This is a genomic window from Pseudomonas sp. ZY71, assembly GCF_036542145.1.
Taxonomy (GTDB): Bacteria; Pseudomonadota; Gammaproteobacteria; order Pseudomonadales; family Pseudomonadaceae; genus Aquipseudomonas; species Aquipseudomonas koreensis_A.
The window spans coordinates 1,671,860-1,695,393 of the sequence record NZ_CP144274.1 but is presented as its reverse complement, the minus strand read 5'-3'; the positions used below and the strand labels follow the sequence as shown (position 1 = coordinate 1,695,393).

Annotated in this window: 14 protein-coding genes; 9 read left to right on the top strand and 5 right to left on the bottom strand. The window is 60.8% G+C overall.

The window, feature by feature from the left end; genetic code table 11:
* Positions 1 to 433 precede the first annotated feature (433 nt).
* Entirely contained in the window at positions 434 to 9,046 is an 8,613-nt protein-coding gene (locus VY732_RS07505) for a retention module-containing protein (RefSeq protein ID WP_331695113.1), read from the bottom strand.
* Between the two features lie 532 nt (positions 9,047 to 9,578).
* Between VY732_RS07505 and VY732_RS07500 the strand changes: the two genes are divergently transcribed.
* The 3 genes from VY732_RS07500 (at position 9,579) to VY732_RS07490 (ending at position 14,625) form a co-directional block, all read left to right on the top strand.
* The gene (locus VY732_RS07500) at positions 9,579 to 10,937 is read left to right on the top strand and encodes a TolC family outer membrane protein (protein WP_064388304.1); all 1,359 of its coding nucleotides are present in this window, start codon (positions 9,579 to 9,581) and stop codon (positions 10,935 to 10,937) included.
* A gap of 156 nt (positions 10,938 to 11,093) precedes the next feature.
* A complete protein-coding gene (locus VY732_RS07495; RefSeq protein ID WP_331695112.1) occupies positions 11,094 to 13,253 on the top strand; it encodes a type I secretion system permease/ATPase in 2,160 nt (719 codons plus the stop codon).
* Positions 13,254 to 13,263: 10 nt separating this feature from the next.
* Entirely contained in the window at positions 13,264 to 14,625 is a 1,362-nt protein-coding gene (locus VY732_RS07490; protein WP_016985930.1) for an HlyD family type I secretion periplasmic adaptor subunit, read from the top strand.
* Between the two features lie 120 nt (positions 14,626 to 14,745).
* Here the strand turns inward: VY732_RS07490 and VY732_RS07485 are convergent, their stop codons facing one another.
* Both VY732_RS07485 and VY732_RS07480 read right to left on the bottom strand, forming a co-directional pair.
* Positions 14,746 to 15,342, bottom strand: a complete 597-nt coding sequence (locus VY732_RS07485) for a tRNA-uridine aminocarboxypropyltransferase (protein ID WP_331695111.1) — start codon at positions 15,340 to 15,342, stop codon at positions 14,746 to 14,748.
* Positions 15,343 to 15,360: 18 nt separating this feature from the next.
* Positions 15,361 to 16,254 (bottom strand): LysR family transcriptional regulator, encoded by an 894-nt coding sequence (locus VY732_RS07480; protein ID WP_007956593.1) that lies wholly within the window; start codon positions 16,252 to 16,254, stop codon positions 15,361 to 15,363.
* Between the two features lie 395 nt (positions 16,255 to 16,649).
* Here VY732_RS07480 and speB point away from each other — a divergent pair, with 395 nt between their 5' ends.
* From speB to VY732_RS07450, 6 genes are all read left to right on the top strand, one after another.
* Positions 16,650 to 17,600, top strand: a complete 951-nt coding sequence (speB, locus tag VY732_RS07475; RefSeq protein WP_003222717.1) for an agmatinase — start codon at positions 16,650 to 16,652, stop codon at positions 17,598 to 17,600.
* A gap of 10 nt (positions 17,601 to 17,610) precedes the next feature.
* Positions 17,611 to 18,033 (top strand): YybH family protein, encoded by a 423-nt coding sequence (locus VY732_RS07470; protein WP_034153227.1) that lies wholly within the window; start codon positions 17,611 to 17,613, stop codon positions 18,031 to 18,033.
* 57 nt (positions 18,034 to 18,090) lie between these two features.
* The gene (locus tag VY732_RS07465) at positions 18,091 to 19,593 is read left to right on the top strand and encodes a purine-cytosine permease family protein (RefSeq protein ID WP_331695109.1); all 1,503 of its coding nucleotides are present in this window, start codon (positions 18,091 to 18,093) and stop codon (positions 19,591 to 19,593) included.
* A gap of 163 nt (positions 19,594 to 19,756) precedes the next feature.
* Positions 19,757 to 21,136, top strand: a complete 1,380-nt coding sequence (locus tag VY732_RS07460; RefSeq protein ID WP_331695108.1) for a sodium:solute symporter — start codon at positions 19,757 to 19,759, stop codon at positions 21,134 to 21,136.
* Positions 21,137 to 21,221: 85 nt separating this feature from the next.
* A complete protein-coding gene (locus VY732_RS07455; protein WP_331695107.1) occupies positions 21,222 to 21,947 on the top strand; it encodes an MBL fold metallo-hydrolase in 726 nt (241 codons plus the stop codon).
* Between the two features lie 43 nt (positions 21,948 to 21,990).
* Positions 21,991 to 22,239 carry a phosphopantetheine-containing protein gene (locus VY732_RS07450; RefSeq protein WP_016985936.1) on the top strand — a complete coding sequence of 83 codons (249 nt, stop codon included), beginning with the start codon at positions 21,991 to 21,993 and terminating at the stop codon, positions 22,237 to 22,239.
* 105 nt (positions 22,240 to 22,344) lie between these two features.
* Here the strand turns inward: VY732_RS07450 and VY732_RS07445 are convergent, their stop codons facing one another.
* Entirely contained in the window at positions 22,345 to 22,473 is a 129-nt protein-coding gene (locus VY732_RS07445) for a PA1414 family protein (RefSeq protein ID WP_007914492.1), read from the bottom strand.
* Between the two features lie 142 nt (positions 22,474 to 22,615).
* The gene (gene ptrR, locus VY732_RS07440) at positions 22,616 to 23,509 is read right to left on the bottom strand and encodes a putrescine utilization regulator PtrR (protein WP_077571590.1); all 894 of its coding nucleotides are present in this window, start codon (positions 23,507 to 23,509) and stop codon (positions 22,616 to 22,618) included.
* Positions 23,510 to 23,534: the final 25 nt, after the last annotated feature.

Sequence of the window (23,534 nt, the reverse complement as noted above, 5' to 3'; positions counted from 1 at the left end):
TTGGTGTGCGGTATCAACAGGGTGATACCGCCGCTGCATGGGTTCGATTTAATGCGCAAAGGCGGGCGCTGCCTACTGTCAGAAATTACAGGTTTTGCTACCGTTCGTCGGAATCAATGCTCGTACGCAGGGGGCTTAATCATGTGCGTTTATCAAAAACGTGCAGGCAAAAAATCGAGCTACACGATCTCGCGTCATCGCCTACAGCTACGCCAGAATCCGCCGGGTTGATACAGGTGTGATCAACCGCTGAGTTATTCGGAATCAGATCCGGCGCTTTCGCGAGCAGGCTCGCTCCCACGGTTAACCGCGCTCCAATGTGGGAGTGAGCCTGCTCGCGAAAGCGCCGGAAGAACAACGCCCTGCCTTCAGGCAGACAAAACCCGCCGCCCCGGTTGAACGGGACGGCGGGTTTTGTCGTTTCAGGCGTCGCTTACACCGTATCCACCTTCAACGAATGATCATTCAACATGCCGCTGATGATCGTCGCCGTGTCATGCCCGCCAGCCACCACCCCGCCCGCCCCCGGCGTCACGCCGTAATGGCTGGCCAGATTGACGCCGGCCAGATCAATCGTCTGGTTCGGCGTTGCGCCGGCCATGGCGCTGACGTCGATGCTGGTGAGCACCGAAGCGCCGCTGCCGCTGACAGTGAAGTGCAGGTAGTCATCCAGCGACGCCGTGGTGCCGTTCTCGCCCTGCAGCAGTTGCGACAGGTCGAGTTTGTCGGTGCCGGGGGTGAAGTCGGTGATCAGGTCATGGCCGCTGTTGCCCTTGAGCCACTGGAAGGTGTCGGCCCCTGAGCCACCGGTCATGGTGTTGTTGCCCATGCCGCCGATCAGCAGGTCGTCACCGCCGCCACCGTTGAGGATGTCGTTACCGAGGCCGCCGTTGATGACGTTGTTATTGTTGTCGCCGGTCAGGGTGTCGTTGAAGTTCGAGCCGACGAGGTTTTCGATGCCGGTCAGCGTGTCTGTGCCAGCGCCGAGGGTGTTTTGCGCACCGAGCAGGCCGAGGTTGACCGTCACCCCGGCAGTGGCGTGGGCGTAGCTGGCGGTGTCGCTGCCGGTCCCGCCATCGAGCAGGTCATTGCCCGGGCCGCTGTAGAGCAAGTCGTTGCCGGCGCCGCCGTGCAGCTCGTTGTTGCCCGAGCCTGCGGTGAGCACATCATTGCCGTCGCCAGCGTTGATGATGTTGTCGCCGCTGCCGGCCACCAGCACGTCGTCCCCCGCGGTGCCGGTGAGGGTGTGGCCGTCCTGATAGCTGATGGACACGTTGGCGGTGTCGCTGCCGCCATGGTTGTCGTTGGCGGTGTAAGTGCCGTGGAAGTCCGGGGTGATGTCGTGGGCCCCGGCGTAGTTGACCGTCATGGTCAGTTGATAGTTTTCCGCCGCGTTGGGGTTACCGCCGCCGCTGGGATTGGCGATGTTGGTGACGTGGATCTGGTAGGTGCCATCGGCGCTGGCGGTGATGGTGCCGCCGTCGGCAATGGTGACGAACGCGCCACCGTTGAGCGAGTACTCCATGGTGATGTGCCCGGCCGCCAGGTTGTGATCCAGATTCAGCGTTTCGCCCTGTTTCAGTTTGACCGTGATCAGGTCTTCATCATTGGCATTGGCGTTGGTCACCGCGCCGAGGTAGCCGCTGATCACCAGTACAGCGGTCATCGCTGCGGTGTTGGCCGCGAACGCATTGCGCACATCGGCGAGGGTCTGGTTGGCGGCGGTGTTGTTGTTGCCGTTGAACGTGATCGCGCCGGTACCGGTGAAGTCCGCGCCCTTCGCTATCCAACCGGTGTTGAAGGTGGTCGGCGTAGCGTTGAGCGTATCGCCATTCGGATCGGTGTCGTTGGCCAGCAGCAGTTCGCCCGGCACGACGATATTGCCCGACAGCACGTTGGTGATGACGTGATCGTCCACCGCCACGGGCGGCGCGTTGGGGATCACTTTCACGGTCAGTGTCGAGCTGGCGAGGTCGCCGTCGTTGTCGCTGAGGGTAAAGCCGATGTTCTCGGTAATCACCACCGCCGTGGTTTTCTGCGAGGTGTAGGTGTAGTCGCCGCTGTCGAGGTTGATCAGCAATGTGCCGCCATTATTGGTGGCGATGCTCAACGTGTTGTTGGCGGTGTTGAAGGTGCCGTGATTGGTGCCGCCGCTTGGGGTCAACGAGCCTTGACCGCTGAGGGCTTTTGGATCGTAGGTGTAGGTGGTGCCGTCGACCACGATGGACTTGATGAAACCGCCATCGGCGCCAAAGGTGCCGCCCTCGCCCAGCAACGAACCGGTGACCGGCGCGCCCTGCACGGTGCCCGACAGCACCGAGTTGAGCTGGTTGAGATCGGTGACCACCACCGCGTTGGTGTTGGTGTGGCTGATGCCGTCATACGCCAGCGGGTCGAGGTTGGCGTTGCTCACGCCGCTGCCCAGGCCAATCGCGTAGTTCTTGATGTTGTTGGCATCGAGGAAGGCTTTGAGCGTCGCTTCATCAGCGGTGCCGATATCGCCCTCGTTGGGTTTGCCGTCGGAGAAGAAGTAGCCGACGTTCTGCGCCCCGGTGAGTTTGCCCGAGGTGTTGAACGCGTTGTACATGGTCGCCACGGCAGCGTCGTAATTGGTGCCACCGCCTGCGGTGAGGCCGGCCAGCAGGGTCTTGGCGGTGGCCACATCGACCCACACCGTCGTCCGGTCGGTAGCGTTGCTGCTGAAGGTGACGAGCTGCACTTTCACATCGCCGAGGTCATCGTACTTGTCGAGCAAGGCGCTGATCGCCTGTTTGGCCAGCGCCAGTCGCGACAGACCCGGCACACCGGAGGCGTCGGCCATACTGCCGGAGATGTCGAGGACGATGAGGATGTTGGAATCGATCTCCACCGCCGCCACCGAACGATCCGACGCCACCGCTTTTGGCACGTCGTCGACGATGTTGACCACGAGGGTGCTGGTAGTGCTGTTGCCCAGCGCATCGGTGGCTTGGTAGGTGAAACTTTCGCTGAGGGTGTTCGCGCCGTCGTTGGCGCTCGGCGAGGTTTTCGGCGCCGAGGTCAGCGTGTAGGTGTAGGTGCCGTCGGCGTTGAGCTGGATCTGCCCGTAGGTGCCGGTGGCGCTGCCGACCAGGGTGTAGGTGATCGCGCCTGTGCCGCCAGTGACCGCACCGACCAGCGTGCCGGTGGCGGTTTCGCCGGTGTTGCTCGGATCGCTGCCGGTGACCGTACCGGGGGCCAGATCCGCGCCGTCTTTGCTCAGGTCGAGGGCTTTTTCATACACCGTCACGTCCTGATCGACCGAGGCCACCAGTTTGCTGTCGGCGACGTTGATGGTGATGGTCGTGGTGCTTTCATCACCGTCGCTGTCGCGGATCGTATAGGTGAAAGTGTCGGTGGCGCCCGGTGGGCTCACCGAGTTCGGGTTGCTGTGATAGATGGCGTTGCCCGCCGCATCGAGGGTCAGGTAACCGAAGTTGCCATTGATGTTGCTGTTGAGGCCGCCGATGGCCGAAGTGCCGGTGTTGCTGCCGGCGCGCACGCCGATCACTGTGGCCGCGCCATCGGCACCGCTGATGTCATTGCCCAGGACGCTGACGTTGACCGTACCGCCCTCGGCCACCGAGCCGGTGTCGGGTTTGGCAGTCGGCAAGTCATCGATGATGTTGACGTTGATCTGACCGTTGGCAGTGCTGCCATCGGTGTCCGTGGCCACGACGTTGAAGTTCTCGGTGAGGCTGTTGGCACCGTTGGCGTTCGGGTGGGTTTCGTTGTCGACCAGGGTATAGCTGTAACTGACGACCCCGGTCGCCGGGTTGTAACCGGTGACGGTGAAAGTGCTGCCCAGCGGCGAGACGACCGACTGCGGGAAGCCTGCAGCGACACCGTTAGTGACCACGGCAATGCCACCGACGGTCAGGGTTTGCAGGCCATCGAGCGCAGTGACGGTGAAGGTGCCGTTCTGGGTCAGCGCCGGGATGTTCGGATTGCTGCCGTCGCTGAGGTTTTTCTCGTAAACGGTGAGTTCGCCGCCATTGACGTCGAGGCCATTGAGCAGCACCGGATCGTCATTGTTGTGGATATTCAGCACCAGGTTGGCGGTGCTGATGTCGCCGTCGGCATCGGTCAGGGTGTAGGTGAACGTCTCGGTGCCGTTGCCGCCGCCGTGCAGGTTTTTGAAGTCGGCATCGTTGGGGTTCAGCGTGTAGGTGTACGTGCCGTTGGCGTTGAGCACCAGCGTGCCGTAAGTACCGGTGAAGGTGCCTGCGGTGATCGGCCCGGCATTCGGTCCGGTCGCGACCACATCAGCGCCTTGCACATCGTTGGTCAGCACGTTGCCGGTCAGAGTCAGCTGGGTTTCCGAGGCGCTGTTGGCGTTGCTGTCGTTCACGGCTTTTGGCACGTCATCGACGATGCTGACGACGATGGTGCTGGTGACGATGTTGCCCAGTGAATCAGTGGCCTGATAGGTAAAGGTTTCGGTCAGAGTGTTGGCGCCGTCGTCGGCATGCGGCGTGGTGCTCGCCGGCGAGGTCAGCGTGTAGGTGTACGTGCCGTTGGGGTTGAGAACGATCTGCCCGTAGTTGCCAGTGGCACTGCCAACCAGCGCGTAGCTGATCGCGCCGACCGCGCCGGTGACCGAGCCGACCAGCGTGCCGGACGCGGTTTCTCCGGTGTTGGTCGGGTCGCTGCCAGTGACTGTACCGGGAGCCAGATCCGCGCCGTCCTTGGTCAGGTCGAGGGCTTTCTCGAAGACGGTGACGTCGGTGTCGCTGGTCGCGCACAGTTTGCTGTTGGCGACATCGATGGTGATGGTGGTGGTGCTTTCATCACCGTCGGAATCACGCACGGTGTAGGTGAACACATCCACCGCGCCCGGCCCATTCACCGCATTCGGATTGCTGTGATAGACCGCGTTGCCGTTGGCGTCCAGGGTCAGGTAGCCGTAGGTGCCGTTGATGTTGCTGTTGAGGCCGCCGATGGCCGAGGTCGAGGTATCGGAGCCGGCGCGCACGCCGACCACGGCACCGGTTACGGCCGGACCATCAGCGCCACCGATGTCGTTGTTCAGGACATTGCCACTGACCGTGCCGCCCTCCGCCACCGATGCGGCGTCAGGGTGGGCGCTCGGCAAATCATCGACGATGTTGACGTTGATCTGGCCGCTGGCGGTGCTGCCATCGGTGTCGGTGGCGACGACGTTGAAGTTCTCGGTGATGCTGTTGGCGCCGTTGGCGTTTGGATGGGTTTCGTTGTCGACCAACGTGTAGCTGTAACTGACCACGCCGGTCGCCGGGTTGTAACCGGTGATGGTCAACGTGCTGCCGAGCGGCGTGACGATCGATTGCGGGAAGCCTGCGGCCACGCCACCAGTCACCACGCTAATACCGCCCACGGTCAGGGTTTGCAAGCCATCGAGCGCGGTGACGGTGAAGGTGCCGTTTTGGGTCAGCGCCGGGGTGTCGGGGCTGGTGCCGTCACTGAGGTTTTTCTCGTAGACCGTCAGTTCGCCGCCATTGACGTCGAGGCCATTGAGGTAGACCTGATCATCATTGTTGTGGATGTTCAGCACCAGGTTGGCGGTGCTGGTATCGCCATCGGAATCGGTGATGGTGTAGGCGAAGGTTTCCGTGCCGTTGCCACCGCCGTGGAGGTTTTTGAAATCTGCGTCGTTGGTGTTCAGCGTGTAGGTGTACGTGCCGTTGGCATTGAGCACCAAGGTGCCGTAAGTACCGGTGAAAGTGCCTGGGGTTACCGGCCCAGTCGGTACGCGGTCGGCGCCTTGCACATCGTTGGTCAGGACATTGCCCGTCAGGGTCAGCAAGGTTTCCGCTGCGGTGCCGGTGTTGCCGTCATCCACCGCTTTTGGCAGGTCGTCGACGATGTTCACATCGAGGGTGCCGTTGGCAGTGGTGCCGTTGTCATCGACTACGGTGACGGCGAACTGCTCAGGCAGATTGTTCGCGCCGTTGGCGGTGGGGTGCGCTTCGTTGTCGACCAGGGTGTAGCTGTAGCTGACGACACCGGTGGTGGCGTTGAAACCGGTGATGGTCAGTGTGCTGCCCAATGGCGTGGTGACCGATTGTGGAAAACCTGCTGCTACGCCATTAGTGACGACGGCGATGCCGCCGACGGTCAGGGTCGTCACGCCATCGAGTGCAGTGATGGTGAACGTGCCGCTTTGGGTCAACGCGGTGGAATCCGGTGCGCTGCCGTCAGTGAGATTTTTCTCGTAGACGGTGAGTTCGCCGCCATTCACGTCAAGGCCGTTGATGATCACCGGATCGTCGTTGTTATGGATCTGCAGAACGAGGTTGGCGGTACTGGTATCGCCATCGGAATCGGTGATGGTGTAGGCGAAGGTTTCCGTGCCGTTGCCACCGCCGTGCAGGTTTTTGAAATCTGCGTCGTTGGTGTTCAGCGTGTAGGTGTAAGTGCCGTTGGCGTTGAGCACCAAGGTGCCGTAAGTACCGGTGAAAGTGCCTGGGGTTACCGGCCCAGTCGGTACGCGGTCGGCGCCTTGCACATCGTTAGTCAGGACATTGCCCGTCAGGGTCAGCAAGGTTTCCGATGCGGTGCCGGTGTTGCTGTCATCCACGGCTTTTGGCAGGTCGTCGACGATGTTCACGTCGAGGGTGGCATTGGCGGTGGTGCCGTTGTCATCGACCACGGTGACGGCGAATTGCTCAGGCAGATTGTTCGCGCCGTTGGCGGTTGGATGCGCTTCGTTGTCGACCAGGGTGTAGCTGTAGCTGACGACACCGGTGGTGGCGTTGAAACCGGTGATGGTCAGCGTGCTGCCCAGCGGTGTGGTCACTGATTGCGGGAAGCCGGCAGCCACGCCATTGGTAACGACGGCGATGCCGCCGACGGTCAGCGTGGTAACGCCATCGAGTGCGGTGATGGTGAACGTGCCGCTTTGGGTCAACGCGGTGGAATCCGGTGCGCTGCCGTCAGTGAGATTTTTCTCGTAGACGGTGAGTTCGCCGCCATTGACGTCAAGGCCGTTGATGATCACCGGATCGTCATTGTTATGGATCTGCAGAACGAGGTTGGCGGTACTGGTATCGCCGTCGGAATCGGTGATCGTGTAGGCGAAGGTTTCCGTGCCATTGCCGCCGCCGTGGAGGTTTTTGAAGTCGGCATCACTGGTGTTCAGCGTGTAGGTATAAGTGCCATTGGCGTTGAGCACCAAGGTGCCGTAAGTCCCGGTGAATGTGCCGGCGGTGATCGGCCCGGCACTTTCATTGGTCACCACGCGGTCGGCGCCCTGCACATCGTTGGTCAGCACGTTGCCGGTCAGTGTCAGTTGCGTTTCAGACGCCGTGCCATTGCTGTCATCAACGGCTTTGGGCACGTCGTCGGTAATGTTCACGTCGAGCGTGCCGTTGGCAGTGGTGCCGTTGTCATCGACCACGGTGACGGCAAACTGCTCAGGCAGATTGTTCGCGCCGTTGGCGGTTGGATGCGCTTCGTTGTCGACCAGGGTGTAGCTGTAGCTGACCACGCCCGTGGTGGCGTTGAAACCAGTAATCGTCAGTGTGCTGCCGAGCGGTGTGGTAACCGATTGGGGGAAACCTGCAGCCACGCCGTTGGTGACCACGGCGATGCCACCGACAGTCAGCGTGGTGACGCCATCGAGTGCAGTGATGGTGAACGTGCCGCTTTGGGTCAACGCGGTGGAATCTGGTGCGCTGCCGTCACTGAGGTTTTTCTCGTAAACCGTCAGCTCGCCGCCTTCGACGTTCAGGCCATTGATGATCACCGGATCGTCGTTGTTGTGGATCTGCAGCACCAGATTCGCCGTGCTGGTATCACCATCCGAATCGGTGATGGTGTAGGCGAAGGTTTCCGTGCCATTACCGCCGCCGTGCAGGTTTTTGAAGTCCGCGTCGCTGGTGTTCAGCGTGTAGGTGTACGTGCCGTCGGCATTCAGAACCAAGGTGCCATAGGTGCCAGTGAAAGTGCCCGGGGTTACCGGACCGGTTGGCACGCGATCAGCGCCTTGCACGTCATTGGTCAGGACATTGCCGGTCAGCGTCAGCAGGGTTTCCGATGCGGTGCCATTGCTGTCATCAAACGCTTTGGGCACGTCGTCGGTGATGTTGACGTCGAGCGTGCCGGTCGCGGAGTCGCCATTGCTGTCGCCGGCAATCACCGTGAACTGTTCGCTGAGATTGTTGGCGCCGTCACCGGCCGCGTGGCTTTCGTTGCCGTTGAGGGTGTAGCTGTAGCTGACAACGCCAGTCGCCGGGTTGTAACCGGTGATGGTCAGGGTGTTGCCCAACTGCGAGGTGATCGATTGCGGGAAGCCGATCGGCACACCGCCAACGATAACGTTGATGCCGCCGATGCTCAGGCTGGTCAGACCGTCCGGTGCCGACACGGTAAAACTGCCGCTTTGCGTCAGTGCACCGGGGTTGGCCGACGAGCCGTCAGGCAGATTGGCTTCACTGAGGTTCAGTTCGCCGCCCGCCACATTCAGACCGGTGAGGGTCACCGGATTGTTCACCGGTGGCGGCACCACCACAGCCGGGGTGTCATCGCCGTTGTCGATCACCGCGTTGTGGCGTTCTTCAGGGAATTCGGGAATACCGCCGAATCCGGCGGTGGGGAAACCGATGATCGGGTCGACGCGTCCACCGACCTCCGTCAGCAGGACAAAACTGTGGCCGCCGCCCGCCTCTCCCGGTGCGCCGCCCGGGGCATTCGGACCGGCCGCGGTGGCTTCAGCGGTTTTGCTCGGGTCGTCACCGGCGGCGATGGCTTTCTGGATCTGCTCGACGTCGGTCAGTTGCGCGTCGCTCGGAGTCACTGCCTCAGCGGCATTTACATGCGCCGCCTGACCCGCCAGCAGTTCACCGGTCATGGTCATGCTGCTGCCGCGTCCGAGGGTCAGTTCCTGGCCGTTTTGCAGATGAACGGCGACGGCGCCCTCTGCGCCGGTGATCAGTTGATCGCCGGCATACAGGCGATCCCCCTCAACCAATGCGCGTTTGGTACCGTCGGCTGACTGGGCGAAAACCTGGCCAATGACTTTAGTGACTGTGCCGATGAGCGTTGCCATGTGAAATCCTCCGCTGCCGACCACCGTCGGCACTGGTAAGCGAAGCAGCCCATGGCTCAATCGGGTTGTTGGAGGCGACGCTCGCACCTTCAACAGTTCGTTTCGCAGGTAGCTTCTTTCGGAAACATCAGTGCTATCAAGCACTTCCGCATCCTGATCAAAGCAATACGCCCACTAACGCTACGTAACGGTGGTGAATCACCCGAGTGACAAAAATCTGTCGCTCGTCAGCCGCTACGCGTCCCTCCCCTTCAGCAGTACTTCGCCGTATGTCGCAAAGTGAGTGGAACTTTCCTCAAGCCTTTTTGCGCTCCCTAAAGCGCATAAAACAAAGGCTTTCATGCTGAACAATGTGCCGGTTTTTGCAAAGCGCATAAGTTTTTTTCGGCATAAGCCTTATGAAAATTTTTTCTTAGCTACGCTTCAGGATGTTCTTAGCTCTGTTGTTACAAGAGTGAAACGCTTGCACCTAAAAATATCGTCAAATATTTGGCGACAGTAACACACCATCAGGACTCAGGGAGATGCACCCATGCGCGTTCTAACCCCCCTCTGCAGCGCGGTTTTGCTGGCCATGGCTTGCACTTCCCAAGCCCAGGCCATGAACCTCACCGAGGCCATTCAAAGCACCATCGCCACTCACCCGGAACTGGCCTCGCGCGTGGACGCGCGCCTGTCGGCTGATGAACAAGTCAAAGTGGCCAAGGGCGGCTTCTATCCGTCCGTCGATTTGAACGCCGCGTATGGCCGTGGCTACAGCGACAACACCAACACCCGGGCCTTCGGTAATCACCACACCGAAATCCTCAATTACACCCAGTCGGAGCTGCGCCTGCGGCAAATGCTGTTCGACGGCTTCAACACCGCCAACGAAGTCGAGCGCACCAAAGGCGTGTCCAATTCCCGCGCGTACTACGCGCAAGGCACCGCTCAGGATCTGGCCCTGCGCACCATCGAGGTCTATCTCGAAGTGCTCAAACGTCGCGAGCTGGTGACTCTGGCCAAGAACAACCTGCAGGCGCACTTGCGCGTCAACGACCAGATCGGCCTGCGCACCGAGCGTGGCGTTGGCAGCACCGCTGACTCCGACCAATCGGTCGCTCGTAAAGCGCTGGCGCAAAACAACCTCGACACCGCCGAAGTCGATCTGGCCGACGCCGAATCGAACTTCTACAGCGTGGTCGGGCGCATGCCCGATGAGCTGGAAACCCCGGCTTCGACCCGTGGCGAATTGCCAACCAGCCTGCCGGAAGCCCAACAGAGCATGGTCGAAAACAACCCGTATCTGAAATCGGCACAGGCTGACGTGCAATCGGCCGAGAGCCAGTACGAAGTCGCCAAGTCGCCGTTCTACCCACGCTTCGACGCTGAAGCGGCCGTCGGCGCGAACAACAACGTGCAGGGTGATGAAGGCCACGATAACGAATGGCGGGTGGGTGTGGTGATGAACTACAACCTGTTCCGTGGCGGTAGTGACAAGGCGCGCCTGGCCTCCGATGCACACCAGATCAACCAGGCGATGGACATCCGCAACAATGCCCTGCGCCAACTCAACGAAAACATCCACCTGGCCTGGAACGCCATGGTTAACGCGAAGAAGCAGACCCCGACTGCCCGCGAATACGCCGAAACCACCAAACGCGTGCGTGCCGCGTATCAGGATCAGTTCGGCCTCGGCCAACGCACCCTGCTCGACCTGCTCGACAGTGAAAACGAGCTGTACAACGCCAACCGTCGCTACACCGAAATCCGCTACACCGAGGAGTATTCGATGTACCGCGTGCTGGCGAACATGGGCCAGTTGTTGAGCAAACAACGGGTGGTGCTGCCGGCCGATGCGATCGCTGCGACTGAGGTCAAAAACGAAGCGCGCCTGCCCGAGCTTAAGTAAACGGCGCAGGAGTCAGCTTTGCCCTGATCGTTCCCACGCTCCGCGTGGGAATGCAGCCCGTGACGCTCCGCGTCACTGGACGCAGAGCGTCCCTAGAGGCATTCCCACGCAGAGCGTGGGAACGATCAATGAAGCGGTAACAGGGGAGCGATCAATATGACCAGCATGGAACCCGGCCACACCGGGATCGATCCGCGGCTGAGCTTCGATGATCCGTTACTCGACGGTCTGTTGATCCTCTGCAAACTGCATGGCGCAACGGTCAGTCGCGCCAGCCTGAGTGCCGGGCTGCCGCTGAACAAACAGCGCCTGAGCCTCGATCTGCTGCCGCGCGCCGCTGCCCGGGCCGGGTTACAGGCGCGGGTTCTGCGCCGTGAGCTGAAAGACATCTCACCACTCAACCTGCCGATTCTGCTGCTGCTCAACGACGGTCGCACTGCTGTTTTACGGCGCTTCGGCGACGACGGCAAAGCGCTGATCCTGCCCAGCGAAGCCGATGGCGGCGAGCAATGGATCAGCCGCGAAGAACTCAGCGAGCACTACAGCGGCCAGGCCTTGTTCGCCCGTCCGCGCCATGAACTCGAAGACCTGCGCTCGCCGCTGGTGCCACGGGTGCATGCGTGGTTTCGCGACACCCTGAAGCTGTCGAAATGGTTGTATAGCGATGCGATTCTCGCCAGTTTCCTGATCAACCTTTTAGGCCTGATGGTGCCGCTGTTCGTCATGCAGACCTACGACCGCGTGGTGCCGAATCAGGCGACGTCGACCCTGTGGGTGCTGTCGATCGGACTGTTGATCGGCACCGGGTTTGAATTGGTGCTGCGGGTAGTGCGCGCGCACCTGCTCGACACCGCCGGCAAGAAAACCGATGTGATCCTTTCCGCGACTTTGTTCGAACGCATCACCGGCATGTCGATGAAGGCGCGGCCAGCGACCATCGGCGGTTTCGCCCAGAGCATTCATGACTTTCAGGGCTTGCGTGAATTTCTCACGGCAGTGACGCTGACCAGCCTGATCGACCTGCCCTTCGTGGTGCTGATGCTGGTGGTGATCGGCCTGCTCGGCGGCTGGCTGGTGGTGATTCCACTGCTGGCGTTTCCGATCACCATCGTCTTCGCGATGATCATTCAGGTGCGCCTGCGGGACACCGTGCAAAAGAGCCTGAGCCTAGGCGCCGAACGTCAAGCGGTGCTGATTGAAACCCTCGGTGGCCTGGAGACCCTCAAGGCCTGTAGCGCCGAAAGCGAGCGCCAGCACAAATGGGAAAGCACCCACGGCGCCCTCACCCGCCTCGACAGCCACGCACGCAATCTGTCGGCGCTGGCCACTAACGGCACGTTGTTCATTCAACAATTCTCGGGGATGGCGACGATTGTCGCCGGGGTTTACAGCATCATCGCCGGCAACCTCAGCGTCGGTGCGCTGGTCGCCAGCTACATGCTCGGCAGCCGCGTGCTCGCGCCGCTGGGGCAGATTGCAGGGCTGATCACCCGCTATCAGCAAGCGCAACTGACCATGAAAAGCACCGATGCACTGATGGCCCTGCCACAAGAGCGTGACGGCAAACAGCGGCCGCTGGAGCGCACTCAACTGCAAGGTGCGCTGGACGTCAGCGGCGTGACCTTTCATTACAACGGCCAGAATGCGCCGGCGCTGAGCAATGTCAGCTTCAGCCTGAAACCTGGCGAACGGGTTGGCATCATCGGCCGCAGCGGTTCGGGCAAAAGCACGTTGGCGCGATTGGTCATGGGCTTTTATGAACCCGAGGAAGGCCAGCTGTTGCTCGACGGCCTCGACCTGCGCCAACTCGATGTCGCCGACCTGCGCCAGCAGATCGGTTATGTCGCCCACGACTTGCCGCTGCTGGCCGGCAGTTTGCGCGACAACCTGACCCTTGGCGCACGCTACATCAGCGATTCACGCATGCTCGAAGTGGCGGAGCTGACCGGCGTTACCGAACTCGCTCGCCAGCATCCGCAAGGCTTCGATCGGCCAGTGGGCGAGCGCGGGCAATTGCTCTCCGGCGGCCAACGTCAGGCTGTGTTGCTGGCGCGTTCGCTGCTGCTCGACCCTCCGATCATGCTGCTCGACGAGCCCACCAGTGCCATGGACAACAGTAGCGAGGACTTGCTGCGGCAGAAGCTGCACGGCTGGGTGCAAGGCAAGACGCTGCTGCTGGTCACCCACCGCACCTCGATGCTGAGTCTGGTGGACCGCTTGCTGGTGCTGGACAACGGCCGGGTCGTCGCCGACGGTCCGAAAGAAGCGGTCATCGATGCACTGCGCAAGGGCCGTGTCGGCTCGGCGGCGGTCTAGGAGTTGCCCCATGTCTGCTTCCTCCGATAGCAAAGATCGCGGCTACTTCGACAGTTTCGGCAAAAGCGCCGAAGCCGAATTCATGCCGGAAACCGCCGGCGCGTCCTTGCAGGATTCGCCGCGCTGGTCGCGGATCACCGTATGGCTGGCGGCGGCGCTGCTGATCAGCGCGGTGGTCTGGGCCAAGTTCGCCGTGCTCGAAGAAGTGACCATGGGCGAAGGCAAGGCGATTCCGTCGAGCAAGGTGCAGGTGATCCAGAACCTTGAGGGCGGTATCGTCACCGAAATCTTCGTGCGTGAAGGGCAGATGGTGAACAAGGGCGACACCCTGCTGCGTCTGGATGACACACGCTTTCGCTCGAACAAGGGCGAGAGCGAGGCGGATCGCTATGCGTTGACCGCGCAGGTCGAACGGCTGTCGGCGGAGGCCGAGGGCCGGCCCTTCAAGCTCTCCGATGAAGTCATCGCCAAAGCGCCGCAAGTCGCCGAAGACGAGCGTTCGCTATACGAACAACGTCAGCGCCGGCTGGCCAGCGAGCAGCGCACGTTGAGCGAACAACTGCGGCAGAAGACTCAGGAACTCGCCGAGTTTCGCTCCAAGCAAGGCCAGTTCAGTTCCAGTCTGGCGCTGCTGCAGCAAGAAATGAACATGTCCGAACCGCTGGTAAAAACCGGTGCGGTATCACCGGTGGAAATCCTCCGACTCAAACGCAGCGCGGTAGAAATCCGCGGCTCATTGAACGCGACAACGCTGGCTATCCCCCGCGCCGAATCGGCGATTGCCGAGATCCGCAGCAAGATCGACGAGTCCGAGCAAACCTTCCGTTCGGAAGCGGCCAAAGAGCTGAATGAGAAACGCACCGATCTGTCGAAAATCACCGCGACCAGCATCGCCATCGACGACCGCGTCACCCGCACCACCGTGACCTCACCGGTGCATGGGGTGATCAAGCAATTGAAGGTCAACACCATCGGCGGCGTGGTCCAACCGGGCAGCGACATGGTTGAAATCGTGCCGTTGGAAGACAACCTGCTGATTGAGGCCAAGGTGCGGCCGCAGGATGTTGCGTTCCTGCATCCGGGCCAGAAAGCCATGGTCAAGTTCAGTGCCTATGACTACACGATTTATGGTGGGCTGAGCGCCAAGCTTGAGCTGATCGGTGCCGACACGATTACCGATGACAAGGGCAACAGCTTCTACCTGATTCAGGTGCGCACTGATAAGAACCACTTGGGCGGGGATGTGAAACCGTTGCTGATTATTCCGGGGATGGTGGCGACGGTGGACATTATTACCGGGGAGAAAAGTGTGCTGGATTACCTGCTCAAACCGGTACTGAAAGCCCGGACCGAGGCGATGCGCGAACGGTAAATCTCGCTGTAACCTGCGTTGACTGAACAATTGCTATCGCGAGCAGGCTCACTCCTACCTTTGGAATGCATTCCCCTGTAGGAGTGAGCCTGCTCGCGATGGCGCCAGTCCAAACAACACTTATCTATCGCCATGATTACGCTGAAACGTCTCCTCCCCCATCGCCGCAATCTGCCCCTCGATCAACGCCTCGAACGGTTTGAGCAACGGCTCGAATGACGCCGACGGCTCCAGCGTCTGCAACGCCTGCACAATCGCCTCAATCGTCGACAACGCCCCCGGCCCCGGTGCCTTGCGCAAGCGATAGCGCGACACGCCACCTTCGGCCAACGTCACCCGTGGCAAATCCCCCAGCAACGGATTGAGGTGCAACATCTTGCGCGCCTTGCGCCACGTGCCATCCGGCACCACCAGCAACAACGGCTCATCCGATTCGCCATATGCCTGCATCGGCTGCGCATCGTCAGCGGGAAACAACAGACGTGCCCGATACCCCGGACGGTTCAACAGCGCCGGTAAATCCTCGAATACTTCACCGACAATCAGCTCGGCATTGGTCAGTCCCAACGCCGCCAATCGAGCAGTATTCAACGCATGATTGACTTCACTCGGATGCTGCAACAGCAACACTCGCGTGCGGCTGTCGAGGCTCGGGATCAGCGGGCACAGGCAATGGGTCTGGGGGCGCAGGCAGCGCGGGCATTGAGGTCTGGACATACTTCTTTTCCCTACAAGCTAAGCCTGATTGAGCTGTGCTTTGAGCAAATCGCGGAAGGTCTGGATCAGCGGCTCCCGGCTGCGGCCCCGGCGCATGATCATCGAAAACGGCGCCTGATAACCGAACGTCGCCGGCAGCAAGACGCGCAGGTCTCCCTTGTCGGCCCAGGCCTGAGCATAGTGTTCTGGCAAGTAACCGATGTAGGCACCGGACAGCACCAGAATCAGCTGCGCTTCCATACTTTCCACAGTGGCGGCGCTGTGTTTGAAACCGTGCCGGGCGAGTTCCGCCTGACTCCAGTACCCACGTCCGACCATGCGTTGCTGGGTGATGACTTGCTCGGGAATGCGCCGCTCGTTGAACAACGGATGCCGACTGCTGCAATACAACCAGTGCTGCTCGCGGTACAACGGCATGTAGACCAGACCGCTCATGCGCGTGGAAAACGCACCGATGGCCAGATCGAGGCGGTTGTCCTGCACGCCGAGTTGCAGTTCGTAGGGGCTCATTACCGACAAATGCAAATGCACCGCCGGGTGTTCCTGGCTGTAGGCGCCGATGGCTTCGGCGAACGGCAACGCCTTGTCACTGACGGTGGAGTCGATCACGCCGAGGTTTAGCGTGCCGCGCAGTTCGCCCTTGAGCGCGGCGGCGTATTGCTCGAAACCTTCGAGTTCGGCGAGCAGGCGCAGGGTTTCCTGATGGAACAGCTCGCCCTTGCTGGTCAGGCTGAAGCCGCCGCGCCCGCGATGGCACAACACCAGGCCGAGCGCGGCTTCGAGCTGGCTCATGTAGGTGCTGATCGCCGAGGTCGACAGGTTGAGTTCCTGTTGGGCGTTGGCGAAACCCTGATGACGCACGACGCTGACGAAGATGCGTAATAGTTTCAGGTCGGGTAAAGCGTTGGCCATGTCTGCTCCGGGCTTTGCAACTGTGTGTCTGTGGGAAAAGCCCCTCACCCCAGCCCTCTCCCCGAGGGAGAGGGAGCCTACCGAGCTGTTATGAGGATTTACGCCGACCTGCAATATCGAGTCGAACTCAAAATTAAAAAGCAATGGAGATCAGCTCCCTCTCCCTCCGGGAGAGGGCTGGGGTGAGGGCAGCAATCCCCAGCCGATCACAATCTTGAACCCGCCGAAGTCTAATCCCAGCCTCGCCATTAGTTTAGAAAAATCTGAACTAAGTTTTTGCCCGTAGCGATTCTTTCCCCTCACTACATTTCGCATCATCGGCCCCACAGCGGCGTCCGAACCCGTGCTCAACGGTGCGCCGACATAAATAAAACAAAGACGATGAGGCCTTACCCGTGGACAAGATTCTTCACCAACCACTGGGCGGCAACGAAATGCCGCGCTTCGGCGGCATCGCCACCATGCTCCGACTCCCCCATGTACCGACCGCTGCCGGCCTGGACGCTGCTTTCGTAGGCGTGCCACTGGACATCGGTACTTCGCTGCGCCCCGGCACCCGCTTCGGGCCACGCGACATCCGCACCGAATCGGTGATGATCCGCCCGTACAACATGGCCACCGGCGCTGCGCCGTTCGACTCGCTGTCGGTTGCCGACATCGGTGACGTGGCGATCAACACCTTCAACCTGCTCGACGCCGTGCGCATCATCGAAGAAGCCTACGACAACATCCTCGAGCACAACGTGATCCCGATGACCCTGGGTGGCGACCACACCATCACATTGCCGATCCTGCGGGCGATTCATAAAAAGCACGGCAAGGTCGGTCTGGTGCACATCGATGCCCACGCTGACGTCAACGATCACATGTTTGGCGAGAAGATCGCCCACGGCACCACCTTCCGTCGCGCCGTCGAAGAAGGTCTGCTGGACTGCGACCGCGTCGTGCAAATTGGTCTGCGCGCGCAGGGTTACACCGCTGATGACTTCAACTGGAGCCGCGATCAGGGTTTCCGCGTGGTTCAGGCTGAGGAGTGCTGGCACAAGTCGCTGGCGCCACTGATGGCCGAAGTGCGCGAGAAAGTCGGCGGTGGCCCGGTGTATCTGAGCTTCGACATCGACGGCATCGACCCGGCCTGGGCACCGGGCACCGGCACCCCGGAAATCGGTGGTCTGACGACCATTCAGGCGATTGAAATCGTCCGTGGCTGCCAAGGCCTCGACCTGATCGGTTGCGATCTGGTAGAAGTCTCGCCCGCTTATGACACCACCGGCAACACCTCGCTGCTGGCCGCCAACCTGCTGTACGAAATGCTCTGCGTACTGCCTGGCGTGGTCCATCGCTGAGGGTCGGGTCATGAACGAACGTGATCAGGTTTTGCAAGCGGCCGCCGACCTGGTATCCGCCTTCGCCCGTAACGATCGCGAAGCTTATTTCGGCGCGTTCAGCGCCGATGCAAGTTTCGTCTTCTACACCCTCGAACAGCCGCTGCTGTCGCGCGATGCCTATCAGGCCTTGTGGGACAGCTGGCGCGCCGAGGATGGCTTCGAGGTGCTCTCGTGCACTTCGAGCAACGCCTTCGTCAGCCTGCAGGGTGACGTGGCGATTTTCATCCATGACGTGGCCACCGAGTTGCGCATGCAAGGGGAGCAACACTTCAGCCAGGAGCGCGAGACGATTGTTTTCAAGAAACAAGCGTCGAGCCTAGAACAACAAGGCCATTGGCTGGCCTGCCACGAACATTTGTCCGCAATGCCGGAAGGGCTGCCATCCCCTTAGCCAAAACAGGTGACGCCTCACGCACGATGAGGCGCGCCTTTATGATCGGAGCAGATCATGAATAACAACAACAACGACCAAAGCCTTACGCAGATTGAAACCCACGGGGTCGAACAGATCCCGGACCACGAACGCAGCGCAGGTCCGACGGATTTGTTCCGGATGATCTTCGGTGGTTCGAATACCTTTGCCACCGCCGTGCTCGGCAGTTTCCCGGTGCTGTTCGGTCTGTCTTTTCAGGCCGGCGTCTGGGCGATTGTGCTGGGCGTGCTGCTTGGCTCGCTGATCCTCGCCCCGATGGGCCTGTTCGGTCCGCTCAACGGCACCAACAATGCCGTGTCGTCGGGTGCGCACTTCGGCGTGCACGGGCGGATTGTCGGTTCGTTCCTGTCGCTGTTGACCGCAATCGCGTTTTTCTCGCTCTCGGTGTGGAGTTCGGGAGATGCGCTGATCGGTGGTGCGAAACGCCTGATCGGTCTGCCGGAAACCGACCTGACTCTGGGCCTGGCCTACGGCCTGTTCGCGATTCTGGTGCTGACCGTGTGCATCTACGGCTTCCGCTTTTTGCTGTGGGTGAACAAGATCGCGGTGTGGAGCGCCAGCCTGTTGTTCCTGCTGGGCATCTTCGCCTTCGCCGGTTCTTTCGATGTGAACTACGCCGGTACGGTGAGCCTCGGTCAGCCGGGCTTCTGGGCCGCGTTCATCGGCGCCGCACTGGTCGCGATGAGCAATCCGATTTCCTTCGGCGCGTTCCTCGGCGACTGGTCGCGCTACATCCCGCGTGACACCTCCAAGCAGCGCATCATGGCGGCGGTGGTGCTGTCGCAGATCGCCACGTTCATCCCGTTCCTGTTCGGCCTGAGCACCGCGACCATCGTCGCGATCAAGGCGCCGGACTACATCGCGGCGAACAACTATGTCGGCGGTTTGCTGGCGGTGTCGCCGAGCTGGTTCTTCCTGCCGGTGTGCCTGATTGCGGTAATCGGCGGCATGTCCACCGGCACCACCTCGCTGTATGGCACCGGGCTGGACATGTCCAGCGTGTTCCCGCGAGTGCTGTCACGCGTGAAAGCGACGCTGCTGATCGGCGTTTTGTCGATTGCCTTCATCTTCATCGGCCGTTTTGCGGCGAACCTGGTGCAGAGCGTGTCGACCTTCGCCGTGCTGATCATCACCTGCACCACGCCGTGGATGGTGATCATGATCATCGGCCTGTTGGTGCGTCGCGGCTTCTATTGCCCGGATGACCTGCAAGTGTTCACGCGCGGCGAACAGGGCGGACGCTACTGGTTCAGCCACGGCTGGAACTGGCGTGGCCTGGGTGCATGGATCCCGAGCGCGGCGGTTGGTCTGTGCTTCGTCAATTTGCCGGGGCAGTTCGTTGGCCCGCTGGGTGAAATGGCCGGCGGCATCGACATCAGTTTGCCGGTGACATTGGGCCTGGCTTCGGTGGTGTACCTGACGCTGCTGAGCCTGTTCCCGGAACCGCGCGAAGTGTTCGGCCCGAAGGATGCCCGGCGTGAAGCCGCAGTAAAACCTCAACTGCGCCAGGCCGCCTGACGCAGATCCCCTGTGGGAGCGAGCCTGCTCGCGAAAGCAATCTGTCAGTCACTTCTTTGTTGAATGTGCTGACGCCTTCGCGAGCAGGCTCGCTCCCACAGTGGGCAGCCTTACTGAACCAAATTTGTTTCACCATAAAAAAGACAATCGGAGACACGCCATCATGGCTTTGGATTTATTCGTCGTCCTCATCTACGCCGCCGGCATGCTCTTGCTCGGCTACTTCGGCATGCGCAAGGCCAAGACCAACGAGGACTTTCTCGTCGCCGGTCGTAACCTCGGCCCGAGCCTGTACATGGGCACCATGGCCGCAACCGTGCTCGGTGGTGCGTCCACCGTCGGCACCGTGCGTCTGGGCTACGTGCACGGCATCTCCGGTTTCTGGCTGTGCGCGGCACTCGGTTGCGGCATCGTCGCGCTGAACCTGTTCCTCGCCAAACCGCTACTGAAACTGAAGATCTACACCGTTACCCAGGTCCTGGAAAAACGCTACAACCCGATGGCCCGCTCGGCAAGCGCGGCAATCATGCTGGCCTACGCGCTGATGATCGGCGTCACCTCGATCCTCGCCATCGGCACCGTGCTGCAAGTGCTGTTCGGCCTGCCGTTCTGGATCTCGGTGCTGCTCGGTGGTGGCGTGGTGGTGATCTACTCGGCGATTGGCGGCATGTGGTCGCTGACCCTGACCGACATCGTCCAGTTCATCATCAAGACCGTGGGCCTGATGTTCATCCTGTTGCCGATCTGCCTGTACCGCGTCGGCGGTTGGGACGAACTGGTGCTGAAACTGCCGGCAACTGCCTTCAGCTTCACCACCATCGGCTGGGACACGATCATCACCTACTTCATGATCTACTTCTTCGGCATCCTTATCGGTCAGGACATCTGGCAACGGGTGTTCACCGTCAAGACCGCCAAAGTCGCGCAATACGCCGGCAGCATCGCGGGCATCTACTGCATCGTCTACGGACTGGCCTGCGCGCTGATCGGCATGGCGGCGCACGTACTGATCCCGGATCTGGACAACGTCAACAACGCCTTCGCCGCCATCGTCAAACTGTCGCTGCCGGACGGCATCCGTGGTCTGGTGATCGCGGCTGCACTGGCGGCGATGATGTCCACCGCCAGCGCCGGCCTCCTTGCCGCGGCCACTACTCTGACTGAAGACCTGCTGCCGAAACTGCGTGGCGGCAAACCGTCGAGCCTGGGCATCAATCGCCTGTTTACCCTGCTCACCGGCATCGTTGTGCTGGGTATCGCGCTGGTGGTGAACGATGTGATCAGTGCGCTGACCCTCGCTTACAACTTGTTGGTGGGCGGCATGCTGATCCCGCTGATGGGTGCAATTTTCTGGAAACGCGCGACCACCGCCGGCGCCATCGCCAGCATGGGCCTGGGTTTTGCCACGGCGCTTCTGTTCATGTTCAAGGACGGTCTGGATGCCAACACACCGATCTACTACAGCCTGGCTGTGGGTCTGCTGAGTTTTGTGGTGGTGAGTCTGGTCTCCCCTCGCCCGGCGACGGTGGCGAGTGCGATCTAAGCTCTGATGTAACGACTTGATGCTTTCTTCGACGGGTGTGGCGTCGGTTGCCACACCCGTTTTTTTCGCCTGAAGGAAAGTGCTGATGAAGATTGTTTCTCGCGATAAATGGTTCGAAGTACAACACCTGAGTGACGGCATTCGGCTGATTCACGAGCCGTATATTCGACCGTTCTACCGCTGCAACCTGTGGCACATTCAGGGCCGTGACAAAGACTTGTTGCTGGACAGCGGTTCGGGGCTGGTGAGCCTGCGCGAGCAGTTGCCGTGGATCACCGAGCGACCGCTGGTGGCGGTGGCCAGTCATTGCCATTTCGACCATATCGCCGGGCATCACGAATTTACTGAACGGCTGGTGCATCCAGCCGAAGCGGACATCCTTGCGGCGCCGGATGGTGAAAACGACTTGAGCCGCGCGTTCGTCGGCGATGACATGTTCGAAGCGCATCCGGATTGCCCGTTGTGCTACGCCGAATACCGGGTGAAAGCCGCACCGGCCACCGGATTTGTCGAGGACGGCGATGTACTCGATCTTGGCAATCGCACGCTGCAGGTGCTGCACACGCCGGGGCATTCGCCGGGCGGGATCAGCCTGTATGAGGCGGCGACGCAAACCCTGTTCAGCGGCGACATCATCTATGACGGGCCGCTCATCGAAGACGCCTACCACTCCAATCTTGAGGATTACGCCGTCAGTCTGCGGCGTTTGCAGGCGTTGCCGATTCGCACGGTGCATGGCGGGCATTTCGGCAGTTTTTCCGGGGAGCATTTGCGCTCGATGATTGACCAGTGGTTGCGCGGCCACGCCTGAGGCCTGCTTCACTCAAGCACAACAACCATCAGAAATATCTGCCATGAGAAGAGCTGCCGTGCGTGCCGCCGTACACCGGTATATCCGGCGTCTGCTGGAAACCCGCGAATTCACCGACAACACCAGCCTGGTGCAATTGGGGCTGGAGAAAGCCGATATCGAGGATCTGATCTTTCACCTGGAAGATGAATTCGGGCTGACGGCGTTCACCGCCGAGGAAGACCGCATGCTCAAGACCGCGAAGACCGCGAATGACTTGAGCCGGTTTTTGCTTGAGATCGGCCGTCATTAAAAGCAAAAGATCGCAGCCTTCGGCAGCTCCTACACCGTTTTATGCAGGAGTTGCCGAAGGCTGCGATCTCTTGATCTTGAATCCTTTGATCTCGGATCGGGGGCGTTACCGGCGCCGTTGTTGACGGCGGCGCTGCTCGTCATCGGTGCGGATCGGTACAGGTTGCAGAGGCGGTTCGATCAAACCGAGGGCAACACCCAAATCGTGCAGCCAGTTTTGAATTTTCTCTTTCATCGTCATGCCCCCTTCAGGGTGGTGCTGAGCGGCCGGAATTCTGAGGCCGCTTCGCACTGATAATAGTCCGAAGTCCTACGCAATGCTCGGCCAAATCCGCAATGATCTGTTACTGAATTGAACAGAGTTCGCCGCCATTGGTTCAGGCTGTTTCCCGGGTTTCGATCTGAACCGCGGGATAGACAGCCTGCTGCACCTCGATCCACGCATTAAGGTTGGCGCCCAGCATGCCTTTGCGCCACATGAGCCACGTTGTCGCACCCACAAATGGCTCGGCCAACGGATGCATCGCCACGCTGTCGCGGCCCGGCAGACTGGCCAGCATCGACTCCGACATCAGCGCCACGCCGCTGCCGGCAATCACGCAGGCGAGCATGCCCTGATAGGACTCGATCTCCATCGCCCGGCCCATGGTCGCGTGGTAGTGCGAAAACCAGGCTTCCAGACGCATGCGATAGGAGCAGCCCCGGCGAAAGGTAAACACCGACCGCCCTTCGACATCCCGGGCACTGCGTACCGGCGGATGATCAATTTCAGTGATCAGCACCAGCCGCTCTTCGCACAACGGCACGCCGTCGAGCCCGGCCAGTTCCAGCGGGCCATCGACCAACGCGGCATCAAGACGACCGGTGAGCAAGCCTTCCAGTAACTCTCCACTGGGCGCTGACTGCACCTGCAGATTCACCGCCGGATACTGCTTGTGATACTGCGCCAGCAGCGCCGGCAAATGGATCGCCGCCGTGCTGTACATGGTGCCCAGAGCGAAGTCGCCGGCCGGTTTGCCACCCATTACCGCGGCACTGGCTTGATCGCGCAGGGCGAAAAGTTTGCCGGTGTAGTCCAGCAAGACTTTTCCCGCAGGCGATAGCTGCAAACGCTGACGCTCACGGACGAAAAGTTCGACACCGAGTTGTTCCTCAAGCTGCTTGAGCCGGGTCGACAGGTTCGACGGCACCCGGTGCAGTCGTTCGGCGGCGCGGGTAATCGAACCCTCCTCGGCCACGGCCTGAAAGATCCTCAGTTGGCTGAATTCCACAACCTTTCTCCATAACAGAACAAGT

Excerpts from the sequence above, each read along its gene's own strand:
- VY732_RS07505 (WP_331695113.1), bottom strand. The coding sequence starts at position 9,046 with ATGGCAACGCTCATCGGCACAGTCACTAAAGTCATTGGCCAGGTTTTC.
- VY732_RS07500 (WP_064388304.1), top strand. The coding sequence starts at position 9,579 with ATGCGCGTTCTAACCCCCCTCTGCAGCGCGGTTTTGCTGGCCATGGCT.
- VY732_RS07495 (WP_331695112.1), top strand. The coding sequence starts at position 11,094 with ATGACCAGCATGGAACCCGGCCACACCGGGATCGATCCGCGGCTGAGC.
- VY732_RS07490 (WP_016985930.1), top strand. The coding sequence starts at position 13,264 with ATGTCTGCTTCCTCCGATAGCAAAGATCGCGGCTACTTCGACAGTTTC.
- VY732_RS07485 (WP_331695111.1), bottom strand. The coding sequence starts at position 15,342 with ATGTCCAGACCTCAATGCCCGCGCTGCCTGCGCCCCCAGACCCATTGC.
- VY732_RS07480 (WP_007956593.1), bottom strand. The coding sequence starts at position 16,254 with ATGGCCAACGCTTTACCCGACCTGAAACTATTACGCATCTTCGTCAGC.
- VY732_RS07470 (WP_034153227.1), top strand. The coding sequence starts at position 17,611 with ATGAACGAACGTGATCAGGTTTTGCAAGCGGCCGCCGACCTGGTATCC.
- VY732_RS07465 (WP_331695109.1), top strand. The coding sequence starts at position 18,091 with ATGAATAACAACAACAACGACCAAAGCCTTACGCAGATTGAAACCCAC.
- VY732_RS07460 (WP_331695108.1), top strand. The coding sequence starts at position 19,757 with ATGGCTTTGGATTTATTCGTCGTCCTCATCTACGCCGCCGGCATGCTC.
- VY732_RS07455 (WP_331695107.1), top strand. The coding sequence starts at position 21,222 with ATGAAGATTGTTTCTCGCGATAAATGGTTCGAAGTACAACACCTGAGT.
- VY732_RS07450 (WP_016985936.1), top strand. The coding sequence starts at position 21,991 with ATGAGAAGAGCTGCCGTGCGTGCCGCCGTACACCGGTATATCCGGCGT.
- VY732_RS07445 (WP_007914492.1), bottom strand. The coding sequence starts at position 22,473 with ATGAAAGAGAAAATTCAAAACTGGCTGCACGATTTGGGTGTTGCCCTC.